Source organism: Mesorhizobium sp. M0618, assembly GCF_040320765.1.
Lineage (GTDB): Bacteria > Pseudomonadota > Alphaproteobacteria > Rhizobiales > Rhizobiaceae > Mesorhizobium.
On sequence record NZ_JAMYQH010000004.1, the window covers coordinates 116788 to 131563 of the forward strand.

Sequence of the window (14776 nt, forward strand, 5' to 3'; positions counted from 1 at the left end):
CCTTCTTCCCTTGGAGCCGTACGGGTCACACCCAGCCCGCATCGACGATGAACTGCTGGCTCGTGCACATGCGGCTGTCGTCTGCGGCGAGAAACAGCGCCATGCGCGCGATATCGGAGGGTTGCAGCCGGTCGGGCAGGCACTGCCTTTCCGCGATCTGGCGTTCGCCGGCCGAGTTCAGCCACAGCCGCATCTGGCGCTCTGTCATCACCCATCCCGGCACCATGCAGTTGACGCGGATGCGTTCGGGGCCGAGTTCGCGAGCCAGCGCCCGCGTCATGCCGTAAACAGCCGCTTTCGCGGTGACATAGGCTGGGCAATCCGGATCGCCGACCATCCAGGTGATGGAGCCGAAATTGATGATCGAGCCGCCGCCCAGCGCGCTCATCTGTGGACGCACCGCCTGCGCCGCGAAGAACTGGTGGCGCAAATTGACCGCCATGCGGTCGTCCCAATAGGCGACCGTCACGTCCTTGGTCTGGTGACGGTCGTCATTGCCGGCATTGTTGCACAGCGCCTGGATAGGGCCGTTGTGCTGCATCGCCTGCATGGTTGCCGCCTGCAGTTGTTCGACGTCGCGCAGATCGCACGGAATGAACAGTGGTGCGGCATGTCCCTCGGCCGCAATCGCATCGACCAGACGCCGTGAAGGCTCCTCCGCCAGATCGACAAAGGCGACACGGCTGCCTTGCGCGCAGAAATGGCGCACCAGGCTTTCGCCGATGCCGCTGCCGCCACCAGTAATGAAGACGCTGCGGCCCTTGAGGCTTGGATAGATCGCATAGCCGATTTCATCCGTCATCGCGCGCCTCTCTAGTGCGAATGCCGAGGAATGCCGGCATCGCGCCGACCGACGAGAAAGTCGAAATCGCAGCCCTTGTCGGCCTGCAGCACGCGCTCGACATAAAGGCTCTGGTAGCCGCCTTCCGGCGGTGCCGGCGGCTGCCAGTCACGCCGGCGGATCGCCAGCTCCTCATCCGACACCAAAAGCTCCAGCCGGCGACCGGCGACATCGAGCTCGATAAGATCGCCGTCGCGCACCAGCGCCAGCGCGCCGCCTGCGGCTGCTTCGGGTGCCACGTGCAGAACCACGGTGCCGTAGGCGGTGCCGCTCATGCGCGCGTCCGAAATGCGCACCATGTCGGAGACGCCTTGCTTCAGCAGTTTTGCCGGCAGCGGCATATTGCCGACCTCGGCCATTCCTGGATAACCGCGCGGTCCGCAATTCTTTAGTACCATCACCGAGGAGGCGTCGATGTCCAGCTCCGGATCGTCGATGCGGGCGTAGTAGTGCTCGATGTTCTCGAACACCACCGCCTTGCCGCGATGTTGCATCAGCGCGGGCGTTGCCGCGGACGGTTTGATGACTGCCCCGTCAGGCGCCAGATTGCCGCGCAGGATGGAGATGCCGCCTTCCTTGGTCAGCGGCTGGCTCAGCGGCCGGATCACCTCGCTGTTGTAGTTGGGCGCCCCGTCGATCAATTCGCCGATGGTCTTGGCGCTGACGGTCATGGCGTCACGATGAAGAAGCCCCACTTCATCAAGCGACGCCATGACCGCAGCTAGCCCCCCGGCGTAGTAGAAATCTTCCATCAGGAACCGGCCCGACGGCATCAAATCGACAATGGTTGGAACATCACGGCCAAGGCGGTCCCAATCGTCGAGGCTGAGATCGACACCGATCCGGTTGGCGATGGCGATCAGATGCAGCACCGCATTGGTCGAGCCGCCGATCGCGCCGTTGACGCGAATGGCGTTCTCGAACGCTTGCCGGGTGAGGATTTGCGCGATTGTCACGTCCCTGCGCACCAGATCGACGATCTGGCGTCCGGCCATTTGCGCGAGCACGCCACGGCGCGAATCCACCGCCGGGATCGCGGCGTTGTCCGGCATGCCGATGCCGAGCGCCTCGACCATGCTGGCCATGGTCGAGGCCGTGCCCATTGTCATGCAGCTGCCCGCAGATCGGCTTTGGCCCTGCTCGGCGGCGAGAAAGTCGGCGACCGGCATGCGGCCGGCCTTCACTTCCTCGGCGAATTTCCAGACATGGGTGCCCGAGCCGATATCCTGTCCGCGGAACTTGCCGTTGAGCATCGGCCCGCCGGAAACAGCGATGGTCGGCAGGTTGCACGACGCAGCGCCCATCAGCAGTGCCGGCGTGGTCTTGTCGCAGCCGACCAGCAGGATGACGCCATCGATGGGGTTGCCGCGGATGGACTCTTCGACATCCATGCTGACCAGATTGCGAAACAGCATGGCGGTGGGGCGCATGTTGCTCTCGCCGAGCGACATCACCGGGAATTCGAGCGGCAGGCCGCCCGCTTCATAGACGCCGCGTTTGACGTGATCGGCCAGCGCCCGCAGATGGGCATTGCATGGGGTCAGTTCCGACCAGGTGTTGCAGATGCCGATCACCGGGCGGCCATCGAAAGCGTCGGCGGGGATGCCCTGGTTCTTCATCCAACTGCGGTGCATGAAGGCGTTCTTGCCCTCACCGCCGAACCAGGCCTCGGACCGCAGCTTGCGTTTGGTGTCGGTCACGATGTCTGTTCCCGATCCTGGCGGCGCTTGTTGCGGCTTTGGACGCTGCGGCGCACGTCTTCCTCGGCATTGTCGATGAGCACCAGCAGCGCGTTTTGCGCACCAGTGGCGTCGCCGGATGCGATCTTTTCGGCCACTTCCCGATGCAGCGGCAAAGAATGGCGCTGCCCGTCCGGATTGTCGTTGGAGAGGCGAAAGCTCATCACCAATGCGGTTTCGACCAGTGCCGCCAGCGAGCCGATCAGCTCATTGCCGGTCATGCGCAGGATGGTCTGATGGAACAAAAGATCGGGCTTGGCGAAGCGGTCGCCGTCGTCAACCACCGCTTCCATTTCGGCCAGCGCGGCATTGATCTCGGCAATCTGCGCCGGCGTGGCGCGTTGCGCGGCAAGTGCGGCCGACATCGGCTCGATGGCTCGGCGCAGCTCGAACAGCGCCCGGACATCGTCGGCGCTGACGCCGCCTGCGTAGCGCCATGACAGGACGTCCGGGTCGAGGAAATTCCAGTCGGCACGGGGACGCACCCTTGTGCCGGTCTTCGGCCGCGATTCGACCAGTCCCTTGCCGGCCAGCACCTTGATCGCCTCGCGCAGCACCGTGCGGCTGACCCCCAGCATGTCACTGGAATCGTCGGCATTGGGCAGCGCCTCGCCGGGCAGGAAATCGCCTTGCACGATGCGCAAACCGATCTGCTCGACGACAGTCGCATGCAGAGCGGTGGAGCCGCTGGAGACCGCCACCGCAACCCTCGACGTGCGCGCCGTGCTGAAAGATTTGTTATTCTTCATACTATTCATATGATATGTCTTATCGGCATTGTGATTGGAGTCAAGGGAGGGGGAATGCCGGTGACAAAGAATTCCGCTGCCGTTGCCGAGCGGCATCAAGAGCTGGTCTCAATCAGCGACGGCATCGCGACTGTAGAGATAGCCCCGGCCGCCGGCGGCGCGCTGGCGTCGTATCGCTGGCGGCAAAACGGATCCGTCGTGGACTGGCTGCGCCCTGCAGATCCGGCGACAATCAACAGCCGCGATGCCGGCGCAATGGCCTGCTTCCCGCTGGTTCCCTATTCCAATCGCATAAGGGGTGGCCGCTTCGAATTCGCGGGCCGCACCGTCGAACTGCCGACCAGCCCGGAAGATCCACATCATGAGCATGGCCATGGCTGGCGTCGGCCATGGACAGTCGTGCGGCACGAAGCCAGCGCCACCGTCCTGTCCTATCGCCATGCCGCCGATTCCTGGCCGTGGAGCTATGAGGCAAGGCAAGCGATCTCGCTGGTCGATGGCGGGCTGATCATTGCCCTTTCGCTGCGCAACCTCTCGGACATGCCGATGCCGGCAGGCTTCGGCCTCCATCCCTATTTCCCGTCGACACCGTGGACACATGTCCAGGCGCAGGTATCCGGCATGTGGGAGACCGATGCGGAAATCCTGCCCACCCGGCACGTCCTTCCGCCAGCTGGTTCCAACCCGACCACGGGCTTCGACGTGTCGGAGACGGACTTCGACACGGTCTTCACCGGATGGACGCGCCGCGCCCGGATCTCCTGGCCGGAGCGTGGGCGGCAACTGGACATCGAGGCCGAAGCGCCGCTCGATTTCCTCGTCCTCTACACGCCGCCCGGCGAGCCGTTCTTTTGCGCCGAACCGGTCAGCAACATCACCGATGCCTTCAATCGCAGGAACGCGGGCATCGACACTGGCTGCATGGTACTTGCACCCGGGCAAATGCGATCCGCAAGCGTTCGCTTCACGCCTTCGCAGGCGGCCTGATCGCCAATCTGAGCCGCATCAACTGCTTTGACTTGCCGCTTCGCGGATGGTCTGCAGCAGGATGGAGAAGGCCGGCGAGGGGGCCGTGTCGGTGCGCATGGTCAGGCCGACCGGTCCCTTGGTTTCCTCGGTGTTGACCGGCAAGGCGACGAAGGCGCCGCTGCCGAGTTCGTTGGCAACGACGCCAGCCGAAATGATCCAGACGGCATTGCTCTGCCGCAGGAAGGCGCGGCCGAAGGAGTCCGAGACGGTTTCGATCTCGGTTGCCGGCGCCGTCATGCCGTTGGTGATGAACAGGCGGTCGACGAAGGGGCGGATGACCGATTCCCGCGTCGGCATCAGCATCGGGAATTCGTCGAGCCGTGCAAACACATCCTGTCCCGGATCGAGTAACGGGTGTCCCGCGCGCACCACGAACAGCACTGGTTCAGAATAGAGGTGCTCGAAGAAGAAGCCGGTCATGTTCTCCGGTGCCGCCAGCCGTCCGACGACGAGATCTAACGTGCCGGTGCGCAACTGTTCGAGCAGCACCGAATTCTCGCCGGTGACGATCTTGATCGCCGCACCGGTGCCCTCTTTGAGGAACAGGCTCATGGCAAGCGGCATCACACGCGCCGACACTGTCGGCAGCGCGCCGATGCGAATCGGGGGCCGGCTGACCGCTCCGTCCTGGCGGACGGAATCGACGCCGCGTCTCAATGCTGTGATCGCAGTACCCGCATGGCCAAGGAAGATTTCGCCCAGCCGTGTCACCTTGATACCGCGGCCATCGCGTTCGACCATAGCGACGCCGAGCGCCTCTTCCAGTTCGCGCAATGTCTTGGTCACCGCAGGCGCGCTGACATGCAGGCAATTGGCGGCTCGTGCCACGCTTCCCTGCCGCGCGACCTCCAGGAATGCCTGCAAATGGCGGAACCGGATCCGGCTCTCGGACATGAATTGATAACCCATGAGTTAATGAAACGACGCAAAATATCATTTTACCGAACCAAACGCCTTGTGCAATGTGGAGGCGGAGGACCAAAACCGTGCCATTCGTCACCATCGGCGGCATCACGCTGCACCATCGCCACACCAAGGCGGCCGGCAATGCGCGCCCTATCACATTCATCAATTCACTGGGCACCGACTTCCGGATCTGGGACGAAATTGTCTCGGCGCTCGATGGTGAAATGCCGCTGCTGGTCTATGACAAGCGCGGCCATGGGCTGTCCGATATCGGCGACATCAGGTCGATCGACGATCACGTCGATGATCTCTCGGCCCTCATCGATCATTTCGGATTGAGCAAAGTCGTGCTGTGCGGCCTGTCGGTCGGCGGCATGATCGCGCAGGGGCTCTATGCCAGGCGACCTGAAATCGTCGAAGGCCTGATCCTTTGCGACACGGCGCACAAGATCGGCACGACGGACAGCTGGAACACACGCATCGCAACGGTCGAAAGCAAGGGCATCCAGACGATTGCCGATGGCGTGCTCAAAATGTGGTTCACCCCCGCCTTCCACGCGGCGCGTGTGGCCGAGCTCGACGGCTATAGGAACATGATGACGAGGCAAGCGCTCGCCGGTTACATTGGGACCTGCGCTGCCGTTCGCGATGCCGATTTCACCGATGCGGCACGCCGCATCGCGGTGCCGACACTCTGTGTCGCCGGCGACCAGGATGGCTCGACGCCTCCCGATCTCGTCCGCTCGCTGGCCGAGCTGATCCCCGCCGCGCGCTTCGAGATCATCCGCGACGCCGGACACATTCCTTGCGTCGAACAACCCGAAGCGCTGGTCGCCCTGATCCGCAGTTTTATCGCGTCGCTTGCCCCTGGAGCAGAAACCCATGGATGAAGTCCCCGGCGACGCAGCCAGATATCGCAAGGGGCTTGCAGTGCGGCGCTCGGTGCTCGGCGACCGGCATGTCGACAGGGCCGAAATTGCCGCCACCGATTTCGACCAGCCTTTTCAGGAGCTGATCACCGAGGCAGCCTGGGGAACCGTGTGGGCGCGGCCGGGCTTCACAAAGCGTGAGCGTTCGATCGTCACGCTGGCGCTGCTGGCCGCACTCGGCCATGATGAGGAGATCGCCATGCATGTGCGCGCCACCGTCAACACCGGTGCGTCGCGCGACGACGTCTGCGAGGCGTTCCTGCATGTCGCCATCTATGCCGGCGTGCCGGCCGCCAACCGTGCCTTCAGAATAGCCAAGGACGTGTTTTCGGAAATGGACGGAGCCAGGAATGCCCGCTGAGTCCGGCTCGACCGAGATCGGCGCCTTCTTCCGGCGCGATCGGACCTGGCATCCGCCGGCTCTGACGCCGAATTATAAGACCTCGATGCTGCGCTCGCCGCAAAAAGCCCCCCTCGTCTTCGACAACACGCTGTCGGAGATTGCAGGCCCCGTTTTCGGCCACGCAATATTGGGCGAACTTGACGCCGACCTGATCCACAATTTCGCCAGGCCCGGCGAGAGCGCGCTCGGCGAGCGGATTATCGTCCATGGCCGAGTGCTCGACGAGCGAGGCGTTGGCGTGCCCGGCGCGCTGCTCGAATTCTGGCAGGCCAATGCCGGCGGCCGCTATCGCCACAAGAAGGATGGCTATCTGGCGCCGCTCGACCCGAATTTTGGCGGCTGCGGCCGAGCCCTCACCACCGAGGACGGCGGCTATGCGTTTCGCACCGTCAAGCCTGGACCCTATCCCTGGCCGAATGGGCCGAACGACTGGCGCCCCTCGCACATTCATTTCTCGGTGTTCGGCCACGGCTTTGCCCAGCGGCTGATCACGCAGATGTATTTCGAGGGCGACCCGCTGATCTGGCAGTGCCCGATCGCGCGCGGCATTCCCGACAAGGCAGCCGTTGAGACGCTGATCGCCGCGCTCGACATGCAAGCGACGATCCCCTTCGACGCGCGCGCCTACAAGTTCGACATCGTGCTGCGCGGGCGCCGCGCGTCGCTGTTCGAAAACAGGCTGGAGGGCAATTGATGGCCCAGTCGCTCGACCGGCTCAGGGAAAGCCCTTCGCAGACCGCCGGACCCTACGTCCATATCGGGCTGACACCCAATTTCTGCGGCATCGGCGGCGTCTATCCCAGTGATCTCGGCGCCACCATGGTCAACGACAAGACCAAGGGCGAGCGCATCGGCCTGCGCATCCGGGTGCTCGATGGCACCGGCACGCCGCTCAAGGACGCGCTGATCGAGATCTGGCAAGCGGATGCGGATGGGCTCTACAATTCGCCGGCCGAACTGCGTGGTGCTGCCGATCCGAATTTCTTCGGCTGGGGCCGTTGCCCGACCGATATGGACACCGGCCTCTGCACGTTCGAGACGGTCAAGCCTGGCCGCGTCCCGTTCAACGATGGTCGCCTGATGGCGCCGCATATCACGCTCTGGATCGTCGCCCGCGGCATCAATCTCGGCCTGCACACAAGGCTGTATTTTTCCGATGAGGAAAAGGCCAATGCCGAAGATCCGATCCTGACGCGCATCGAGCACCGCATTCGCGTGCCGACACTGATCGCCGAGCGCAACGGCGATATGTATGTCTTCGACGTCCATCTCCAGGGGGAGAAGGAAACGGTCTTCTTCGATAGCTGATGCTCAGGAGGCCTGTGACATGACTGTATCGCCTTTCGACCATCCGCTGCTCTCCGCTCTTCTCGGCGACGAAGAAGCGGCGCGGCATTTTTCCGTCGAGGCGGAAATCGAGGCCATGCTGGCCTTTGAACAGGCGCTGTCGCAAGCGGAGGCCGAAAACGGGATAATCCCCAAGGATGCCGGGGCAGCGATCGTGGCGGCGCTTGGCACCTTCCGGCCGGACACGGCTCTGCTGCGAGCCGGGGTCGCCAAGGACGGCGTCATGGTGCCGGAGCTGGTGCGCCAGATCAGGGCTGCGGTCGGCGAACCGCATGGCCGGAAAGTGCATTTCGGTGCGACCAGCCAGGATGTGATCGATACCGGCCTGATGCTTCGGCTGAAATCCGTCGTCGAGCATCTCGATCTGCTGTTGACCGAAACCGTCATACGCCTCGCTTCGCTCAAAGAGCGGTTTGGCGGCAGGGCGCTGACCGGGATGACGCGCATGCAGAAGGCGCTTCCGATCAAAGTGGCCGATCGCGTCAGGGTGTGGCGGGCGCCGCTGCAACGGCATCAGGAGAGGCTATCCGAGCAGTCCAGGCGTCTGCTGGTGGTGCAATTCGGCGGTGCCGCCGGCACGCTGGAAAAGCTTGATGACAAGGGGCCGGCGGTGCGCGCGGCACTTGCCGCCAGGCTTGGTCTTGGCGACGCACCGCAGTGGCAGAGCCAGCGTGACGCGCTCGCCGACTTTGCCGGCCTGATGTCATTGGTATCAGGCAGCCTCGGCAAGTTCGGCCAGGACATCGCGCTGCTGGCGCAAGGTGGAACCGAGATCGAGCTTTCCAGTGGCGGCGGCTCGTCGGCCATGCCGCACAAGAAGAACCCGGTGAAGGCCGAAGCGCTGGTGGCGCTTGCCCGCTTCAACGCCACGCAGCTTGCCGGCATGCATCACGCGCTCGTGCATGAGCAGGAGCGGTCGGGTGCTGCATGGACGCTGGAGTGGCTATTGCTGCCGCAGATGGTCGTCGCAACGGCCGCGTCGCTGCGCCTTGCCGCCGAACTGGCCGCACAGGTCGAAAGTCTCGGCCTCTGATGCGCACGCAAATCGTCGTCATCGGGTCCGGGCCGTCCGGGCTGCTGCTTGGGCAACTGCTGGCCGGCATCGGCGTAGAGACGGTCATTCTGGAACGTGCGAGCCGCGAGCACGTGCTTGGCCGCGTGCGGGCAGGGGTGCTCGAACAGGGCACCGTCGAATTGCTGGAACAGGCCGGCGCGGCGGCAAGGCTGCATGCCGAAGGGCTGCCGCATACTGGCATCTCGCTCGCCTTCGACGGACGCTTGCATCGCATCGACCTCGAGGCGCTGACCGACGGCAGGCATGTCACCGTCTATGGCCAGACCGAGGTGACGCACGATTTGATGGACAAGCGCGACGCGGCAGGGCTGACCACGATCTACGAGGCGGCAGATGTCGCTCTGCACGATTTCGACGGCACCGCGCCTTTCGCCACCTATGACAAGGACGGCGTCACGCATCGCATCGACTGCGACTTCGTTGCCGGCTGCGACGGCTATCATGGCGTCAGCCGCAAATCGGTGCCCGAGCGTGCGCTAAAAATCTTCGAGCGGCGGTATCCGTTCGGCTGGCTCGGCGTGCTGGCCGAGGTGCCGCCAGCCGACCGCGAACTGGTCTACGCCAATCACGAGCGGGGTTTTGCGCTGTGCTCGATGCGCTCGACGCATCGCAGCCGCTACTATGTGCAGTGCCCGCAGGACGATCGCGTGGAGGCGTGGTCGGATGAGCGCTTCTGGGACGAGTTGCGCCGCCGCTTGCCGGAGCAGACGGCGGCAAATGTCGTCACTGGACCGTCCTTCGAGAAATCGATCGCGCCGCTGCGCTCCTTCGTTGCCGAGCCGCTGCGCTTCGGCCGGCTCTTCCTGGTCGGTGATGCCGCCCACATCGTGCCGCCGACCGGCGCCAAGGGCCTCAACCTCGCCGCCAGCGACGTGCGCTATCTCTTTGCCGGCCTGCACGATTTCTATCGCGACAAGTCAACGGCCGGCATCGACGCCTATTCAGGCAAGGCTCTGGCACGGGTCTGGAAAGCGGTGCGTTTCTCCTGGTGGATGACGACGATGCTGCACCGCTTTCCAGACACCGGCGAGTTCGGCCAGCGCATCCAGGAGGCCGAACTCGACTACCTCGTGCAGTCACGTGCCGCATCGACCGCGCTCGCCGAGAACTATGTCGGCCTGCCGTACTGAGGGCCGCGGATCATCCGGCGCCTTGCTGCCTGGCAAAGTCCGACAGCATCGGGCGCTGCCCTTTGAGGATCTTCACCTCGGCCTCGGCCAAGGTGAACCAGCCCGCTCTGTCCACCTCCGGGAACTCCTTCAGGAATCCCGACCTTGGCGGCCATTCCATGGTAAAAATGTTGCTCGTGATGGCGGCGACATCAATGTCGGCGGTCGCCTCGACAGACCAGGCCGAGACGATCTTGCCGCCCGGTTGCCTGTAGTCGCCAAGCCGCGCGAAGGTGCCGTCGACCCTGACGCCGAGTTCTTCCTCGGCCTCGCGTTGCGCTGCCGTCAACTCATCCTCGTCCTCGCCGACGAGGCCCTTCGGTACCGACCAGGCACCATCGTCCTTCTTCGCCCAGAACGGTCCACCCGGATGAACCAGCAACACCCTGAGATCGCCGTCGCTGCGGCGATAGATCAGCAATCCCGCACTGCGTTTTGCCATTTTTGTACGTCCGTTTGCGAAGCCGGCAGCCTGCCGATGGTCCTTGAATCGTTGACGCGAACCTTGCACCAGGGGATTGCGACGCTATGTCAGGCACGTCTGCATTGCACCTCACCCGCGAGTCCGGCAATCGGATACCATCGCTTATTTGGCGGCTCGAAGGCTAGGTGACGATGCAACTCGGTCTTATTGGCTACTACAGCGACTTCGTCGTGTATCCGCTGGTGATCGCCGTGCTGGCAGTGGCCGGGCTGCTCGAGGCCGGCGAAGAGGGTGCGCCAGGCTGGATAGGCACGGTCCTCGCCTGTCTCGGCCTCTGGACGCTGATCGAGTATGTGCTGCACAGGTTCGTTCTTCACCATATTCCCTACATCAAGGACCTGCATGATCGTCACCATGTCGAGGAGCGCAGTTCGGTGGGCACCCCGACCTGGCTCAGCCTCGGGGTGCATGCGCTGATCGCGTTTGTGCCCGTTTGGGTGGTCTCGGACTTCGCAACCGCGAGCGCGGTAAGCTGCGGGCTGATGCTGGGATATCTCTGGTACATCAGCGTCCACCACATGATTCACCATTGGCATCCCAGTCATCCGAGCTATCTCTACACGCTCAAGCGCCGACACGCCGTGCATCATCATGTCGACGAAAACGCCAATTTCGGCGTGACGTCGATATTCTGGGATCGGGTTTTCGGCACGGCGCGGCTCTAGTCCGAGGCCTGATCAACCCCAACCGTTCAACGCCTCTTCCCGCGACCGCCGGGAGACTTGGCTCCGCGGGGTCCGCTCTGAACCGGCGTGTTGTTCTGGTTCTCGTCGGACAGTTTTCGCCAGCGGGCAAGGCGCTCCGGATCGAGCGTCCCGGCCTTCAAGGCAGCCTGCACAGCGCAGCCCGGCTCATGCACATGCGTGCAGTCGCGGAACTTGCAGAGCGGCGCGAGCTCGGTGATTTCGGCAAACAGCGTGTCGATGCCGGAGGCGACGTCGCTGACCTGCAGCGTCCGCATTCCCGGCGTGTCGATCACCCAGCCGCCGCCGGCAATGGCGTGCAGCGATCGCGACGTGGTGGTGTGGCGTCCCTTGGCATCGTGCTCGCGAATGCCTCCGGTCTGCTGCGGCGATTGCTGCCCCGATCCGGCCAGCGTGTTGACCAGCGTCGATTTGCCGACGCCGGAGGAGCCGATCAGCGCCACCGTCTGGCCGACACCGCACCAGGCAGCCAGGGCGGTTGCCGCATCCGATGTCCGGGGGTTCAGCGTCACGACCGGCAATCCACGCTGCAACGCGGCAGCCTGCCTTGCATATGTCTCGGCGTCTTCAGCGGTATCGGCCTTGGTCAGCAGGATCACTGGCGTCGTTCCGGCCTCATTGGCGAGCGCCAGATAACGCTCGAGCCTGGCGGGATTGAAGTCGGCATTGCACGAGGTGACGATGAACAGCGTGTCGACATTGGCCGCGGCAAGCTGCGGCACCCTGCCGCCCTGGGTGCGGCGTTCCAGCACCGTCTTGCGGGACAGGCGGCGCTGGACAAGGTGTTCATGCCCATCGACCAGCACCCAGTCGCCGACCGCATAGTCACCGGTGTTCGCCTGCGCCGGCAGCGTCAGATCGACCGGCCCTGCCTGCGACAGGCCGGTCAGGCGATCGCGGTGGACGGTGGCGATCCGCGTCGGCACGAGATCGGCGTCGTCGGGCTCGAGCAGATCAGCGAAAAAATCCGTCCAGCCCAGGCTGGCGAGAGATGGCATGGAAGAATCCGTCACGGCTTTGACCACGGCGTCGCAGACATCGGACAGTATCCCTGGCAGGTGGCGAACGGGCGAGGCGATTGCCCAAGCCGTGTATGGGCGGCATGGCGACATTTGGCAAGCAGGCCCGTAGCCGAGAGCGAGCGGCAAGCTTCTGCAGCCTATCCCTCGATCGTCGAACTGGCGATCAAGTCGACGAAACAGCGCTGTCCGAAAGCGTTTGGCGGGAAAACGGCGGCGAGCCACGTCAGCTTTAAACGTTAACAAATAATTTGACGCATGCGATTTTTTTTGCGCTCTATTGGTAACCGTGAAAATTGACTGAATAAGTTCTGTCGAGCATTGTCGCATCCGGTCAACGGCCGCATGACTGGTGGCGGGGCCGATCATGGCAGGGGAATATATCGATGGCGGAGAAGACGCACCGCACGATGGATGACTTCGCCCAGGCATGTGGGGTGTCCCGGCCGACGCTGTCCAAATATTTCGACGATCCGGCGAGCGTGAAGCCGGCGACGCGGGCGCGCATCGAAGCTGCCCTGCGCTCCTCGGACTATCAGCCCAACCTTTTCGCGCGCAACCTCAACCGCAAGCGCACCCGCAACATCGGCATCGTCGTGCCGACGATCACCGATCCGTTCTACGCCGAGATGGTCAGCCGCATCGAATTTCGCTGCCGCGACGAAGGCTACTGGCCGATCGTCATCTCCTCGCATGGCTCGCCGAAGCTGGAGGCGGAGTCGGTCAGGACGCTGCTGTCCCTGAAGGTCGCCGGCGCGATCATCGCCCCACTGGGTCTGGCTTCCGACCGCGGCGTCTTCGACAAGCTCGGGCAGGACATTCCGATTGTCTATTTCGACACCTATATCGAGGGCGATACGCCGTTCGTCGGCAACGACAACCGGCAGAGCGTCTCGACCATCGTCGACTATCTCTGCCGTTCGGGTGAGCCGCCGGTCTATCTCGACATCCCACACGTCAACCACAACTCCGGCGAACGCCAGGAAAGCTACATCGTCGCGATGGAGACCGCCGGGATCAAGCCGGTCGTCATCGAGGGCACCCGCGATTACACCTGGGACTTCGAACGCATCGGCTACGAGCAGACGGAAAAAATGCTGGAGGCCGGCGCCTTGCCCGGCCGCACCATCCTGTGCGCCAACGATCGTCTCGCCTTTGGCGTGATGGCAGCCGCGTACTCGCGCGGCCTGAAGGTCGGCCGCAGGCCCGATTGCGATCTGCGCGTTGCTGCGCATGACGATCATCCGCTGAGCCGCTACACCTGCCCGGCGCTGACCACCATGGCGCAGGATTTCGCCGCTATGGCCGGGCGCAGCGTCGAGATCCTGCTGGCCTTGCTGGACGAGGCCGATCCGCCGAAGCAGGGCATGGCGCGCACCGTCAAGCTCGGCGCCACCCTGGTGATGCGTCAGTCAGCCTGAGCGACCGGCGTCAGCTTTTCTCGAACCGGCGCCAGGCCGCCACCGCCTCGGCCACCGCTTGCCGGGCAGCGGGGATATGGCGTCCCATCGAGACGAAGCCGTGGATCTGGCCCGGCCATTGCCGCAGGATGAGCGGAACGCCCGCGGCTTGCAGGCGCGCCGCATAGGCTGCCCCTTCGTCGGCGAGGATGTCGCAGCCGGCAAGCGCCACAAAAGCCGGCGCCGCGCCGGCGAGGGCAGGCGCCAGCAAGGGCGAGACGCGCCAGTCCGTGATATCGTCGGGCGTTCGCAAATAATGGTCGCGGAACCAGGCCATGGTGGTTGCGGTGAGCCCGAAGCCGTCGCCGAAACGCCGGTAGCTGTCGGATGTCTGCCGCGCGTCGGTGTTGGGGTAGATCAGGATCTGCGCGGCAAGGGCTGGCGCCAGCCCATCGCGGGCGAGCAGCGCCAGCACGGCGGCGAGGTTGCCGCCGGCACTGTCGCCGGCCACACCGATGCGCGCCTTGTCGATGCCGAGATCGGCGGCGTTCTCGGCCAGGAAACGAAGAGTTGCCAGACAATCCTCGAGCCCGGCGGGAAATTTATGGTCCGGTGCCAGGCGATAGTCAGGACAGACAATGACGGCGTTGCCGAGATTGGCCATCAGGCGACAGATCTCGTCATGCGAATCGAGGTTGCCGATGACCCAGCCGCCGCCATGCAAATAGAGCAGCGCCGGCGCCCCGCTTTGCGGTGCGCCGATGCCGCGATGGATGCGGAGCGCAATAGGCCCATTCGGCCCGTCGATCTGCCGTTCCTGGGTCGCAGCGACCGGCTCGTGCTCACCCTGTAGCGCCGGGAACGAGGCGTTGTAGGCAGTTCGCGCCGCCGCCACGCTGCCGGTCTCGAATGGCTCGCCGCCGGCTGCACGACCAATTTCGAGGACGCGCAGCGCATCCGGATCGAGCGTCATGATCATACC

16 protein-coding genes are annotated in these 14776 nt (G+C 64.1%); 9 read left to right on the top strand and 7 right to left on the bottom strand.

Translation table 11 applies throughout. The features are described from left to right. Nucleotides 1-25: 25 nt before the first annotated feature. The 3 genes from NKJ04_RS06390 to NKJ04_RS06400 are packed head-to-tail and all read right to left on the bottom strand — an operon-like array spanning nt 26 to nt 3329. Nucleotides 26-802: an SDR family NAD(P)-dependent oxidoreductase gene (locus tag NKJ04_RS06390; RefSeq protein WP_352673994.1), complete on the bottom strand. Its 777-nt coding sequence runs from the start codon at nt 800-802 to the stop codon at nt 26-28. Nucleotides 803-813: 11 nt separating this feature from the next. Beyond that, complete coding sequence (locus NKJ04_RS06395; protein ID WP_352673995.1) at nt 814-2541, bottom strand: IlvD/Edd family dehydratase; 1728 nt, start codon at nt 2539-2541, stop codon at nt 814-816. Then, nucleotides 2538-3329, bottom strand: coding sequence for a FadR/GntR family transcriptional regulator (locus tag NKJ04_RS06400; protein ID WP_352673997.1), 792 nt, complete (start codon nt 3327-3329; stop codon nt 2538-2540). Before NKJ04_RS06400 ends, NKJ04_RS06395 begins: the two co-directional genes overlap by 4 nt. A gap of 60 nt (nt 3330-3389) precedes the next feature. Between NKJ04_RS06400 and NKJ04_RS06405 the strand changes: the two genes are divergently transcribed. Continuing rightward, nucleotides 3390-4316 (top strand): aldose 1-epimerase, encoded by a 927-nt coding sequence (locus NKJ04_RS06405; RefSeq protein WP_352673998.1) that lies wholly within the window; start codon nt 3390-3392, stop codon nt 4314-4316. Nucleotides 4317-4334: 18 nt separating this feature from the next. Here NKJ04_RS06405 and pcaQ read toward each other — a convergent pair whose 3' ends face one another. Continuing rightward, nucleotides 4335-5252 (bottom strand): pca operon transcription factor PcaQ, encoded by a 918-nt coding sequence (gene pcaQ / locus NKJ04_RS06410; RefSeq protein WP_352674000.1) that lies wholly within the window; start codon nt 5250-5252, stop codon nt 4335-4337. A 92-nt stretch (nt 5253-5344) separates the two neighbouring features. On the opposite strand from pcaQ, the gene pcaD reads away from it, so the two are divergent. From pcaD to pobA, 6 genes are read left to right on the top strand one after another with little or no spacing between them, the layout of a single operon-like run. After that, nucleotides 5345-6154, top strand: a complete 810-nt coding sequence (gene pcaD / locus NKJ04_RS06415) for a 3-oxoadipate enol-lactonase (protein WP_352674001.1) — start codon at nt 5345-5347, stop codon at nt 6152-6154. Further along, nucleotides 6147-6554: a 4-carboxymuconolactone decarboxylase gene (gene pcaC, locus NKJ04_RS06420; RefSeq protein WP_127291158.1), complete on the top strand. Its 408-nt coding sequence runs from the start codon at nt 6147-6149 to the stop codon at nt 6552-6554. Before pcaD ends, pcaC begins: the two co-directional genes overlap by 8 nt. Further along, nucleotides 6544-7290, top strand: coding sequence for a protocatechuate 3,4-dioxygenase subunit beta (gene pcaH, locus NKJ04_RS06425; protein ID WP_352674003.1), 747 nt, complete (start codon nt 6544-6546; stop codon nt 7288-7290). Before pcaC ends, pcaH begins: the two co-directional genes overlap by 11 nt. Continuing rightward, nucleotides 7290-7904, top strand: a complete 615-nt coding sequence (gene pcaG / locus NKJ04_RS06430; protein WP_352674004.1) for a protocatechuate 3,4-dioxygenase subunit alpha — start codon at nt 7290-7292, stop codon at nt 7902-7904. The genes pcaH and pcaG overlap by 1 nt, the downstream gene beginning before the upstream one ends. Before the next feature lie 19 nt (nt 7905-7923). Next, a complete protein-coding gene (locus NKJ04_RS06435) occupies nt 7924-8976 on the top strand; it encodes a 3-carboxy-cis,cis-muconate cycloisomerase (protein ID WP_352674006.1) in 1053 nt (350 codons plus the stop codon). Continuing rightward, nucleotides 8976-10148: a 4-hydroxybenzoate 3-monooxygenase gene (gene pobA / locus NKJ04_RS06440; protein WP_352609334.1), complete on the top strand. Its 1173-nt coding sequence runs from the start codon at nt 8976-8978 to the stop codon at nt 10146-10148. Before NKJ04_RS06435 ends, pobA begins: the two co-directional genes overlap by 1 nt. Nucleotides 10149-10158: 10 nt before the next feature. Here pobA and NKJ04_RS06445 read toward each other — a convergent pair whose 3' ends face one another. Beyond that, nucleotides 10159-10629 carry an NUDIX hydrolase gene (locus NKJ04_RS06445; protein WP_352674007.1) on the bottom strand — a complete coding sequence of 157 codons (471 nt, stop codon included), beginning with the start codon at nt 10627-10629 and terminating at the stop codon, nt 10159-10161. A gap of 173 nt (nt 10630-10802) precedes the next feature. Between NKJ04_RS06445 and NKJ04_RS06450 the strand changes: the two genes are divergently transcribed. Beyond that, nucleotides 10803-11336 (top strand): sterol desaturase family protein, encoded by a 534-nt coding sequence (locus NKJ04_RS06450; RefSeq protein WP_352674008.1) that lies wholly within the window; start codon nt 10803-10805, stop codon nt 11334-11336. A 26-nt stretch (nt 11337-11362) separates the two neighbouring features. Here NKJ04_RS06450 and rsgA read toward each other — a convergent pair whose 3' ends face one another. Continuing rightward, on the bottom strand, nt 11363-12373 hold the full coding sequence (gene rsgA / locus NKJ04_RS06455; RefSeq protein WP_352674010.1) for a ribosome small subunit-dependent GTPase A: 1011 nt from the start codon (nt 12371-12373) through the stop codon (nt 11363-11365). 407 nt (nt 12374-12780) lie between these two features. Here rsgA and NKJ04_RS06460 point away from each other — a divergent pair, with 407 nt between their 5' ends. Continuing rightward, nucleotides 12781-13815, top strand: coding sequence for a LacI family DNA-binding transcriptional regulator (locus tag NKJ04_RS06460; RefSeq protein ID WP_352609335.1), 1035 nt, complete (start codon nt 12781-12783; stop codon nt 13813-13815). 10 nt (nt 13816-13825) lie between these two features. Here NKJ04_RS06460 and NKJ04_RS06465 read toward each other — a convergent pair whose 3' ends face one another. Beyond that, nucleotides 13826-14767, bottom strand: a complete 942-nt coding sequence (locus NKJ04_RS06465) for an alpha/beta hydrolase (RefSeq protein ID WP_352674013.1) — start codon at nt 14765-14767, stop codon at nt 13826-13828. Between the last annotated feature and the right edge of the window lie 9 nt (nt 14768-14776).

Bases quoted from the DNA above. Each gene is read 5' to 3' on its own strand.
- NKJ04_RS06390 (WP_352673994.1), bottom strand. From the start codon at position 802: ATGACGGATGAAATCGGCTATGCGATCTATCCAAGCCTCAAGGGCCGC.
- NKJ04_RS06400 (WP_352673997.1), bottom strand. From the start codon at position 3,329: ATGAAGAATAACAAATCTTTCAGCACGGCGCGCACGTCGAGGGTTGCG.
- pcaQ (WP_352674000.1), bottom strand. From the start codon at position 5,252: ATGTCCGAGAGCCGGATCCGGTTCCGCCATTTGCAGGCATTCCTGGAG.
- pcaC (WP_127291158.1), top strand. From the start codon at position 6,147: ATGGATGAAGTCCCCGGCGACGCAGCCAGATATCGCAAGGGGCTTGCA.
- pcaH (WP_352674003.1), top strand. From the start codon at position 6,544: ATGCCCGCTGAGTCCGGCTCGACCGAGATCGGCGCCTTCTTCCGGCGC.
- pcaG (WP_352674004.1), top strand. From the start codon at position 7,290: ATGGCCCAGTCGCTCGACCGGCTCAGGGAAAGCCCTTCGCAGACCGCC.
- NKJ04_RS06435 (WP_352674006.1), top strand. From the start codon at position 7,924: ATGACTGTATCGCCTTTCGACCATCCGCTGCTCTCCGCTCTTCTCGGC.
- pobA (WP_352609334.1), top strand. From the start codon at position 8,976: ATGCGCACGCAAATCGTCGTCATCGGGTCCGGGCCGTCCGGGCTGCTG.
- NKJ04_RS06445 (WP_352674007.1), bottom strand. From the start codon at position 10,629: ATGGCAAAACGCAGTGCGGGATTGCTGATCTATCGCCGCAGCGACGGC.
- NKJ04_RS06450 (WP_352674008.1), top strand. From the start codon at position 10,803: ATGCAACTCGGTCTTATTGGCTACTACAGCGACTTCGTCGTGTATCCG.
- rsgA (WP_352674010.1), bottom strand. From the start codon at position 12,373: ATGCCATCTCTCGCCAGCCTGGGCTGGACGGATTTTTTCGCTGATCTG.
- NKJ04_RS06460 (WP_352609335.1), top strand. From the start codon at position 12,781: ATGGCGGAGAAGACGCACCGCACGATGGATGACTTCGCCCAGGCATGT.
- NKJ04_RS06465 (WP_352674013.1), bottom strand. From the start codon at position 14,767: ATGACGCTCGATCCGGATGCGCTGCGCGTCCTCGAAATTGGTCGTGCA.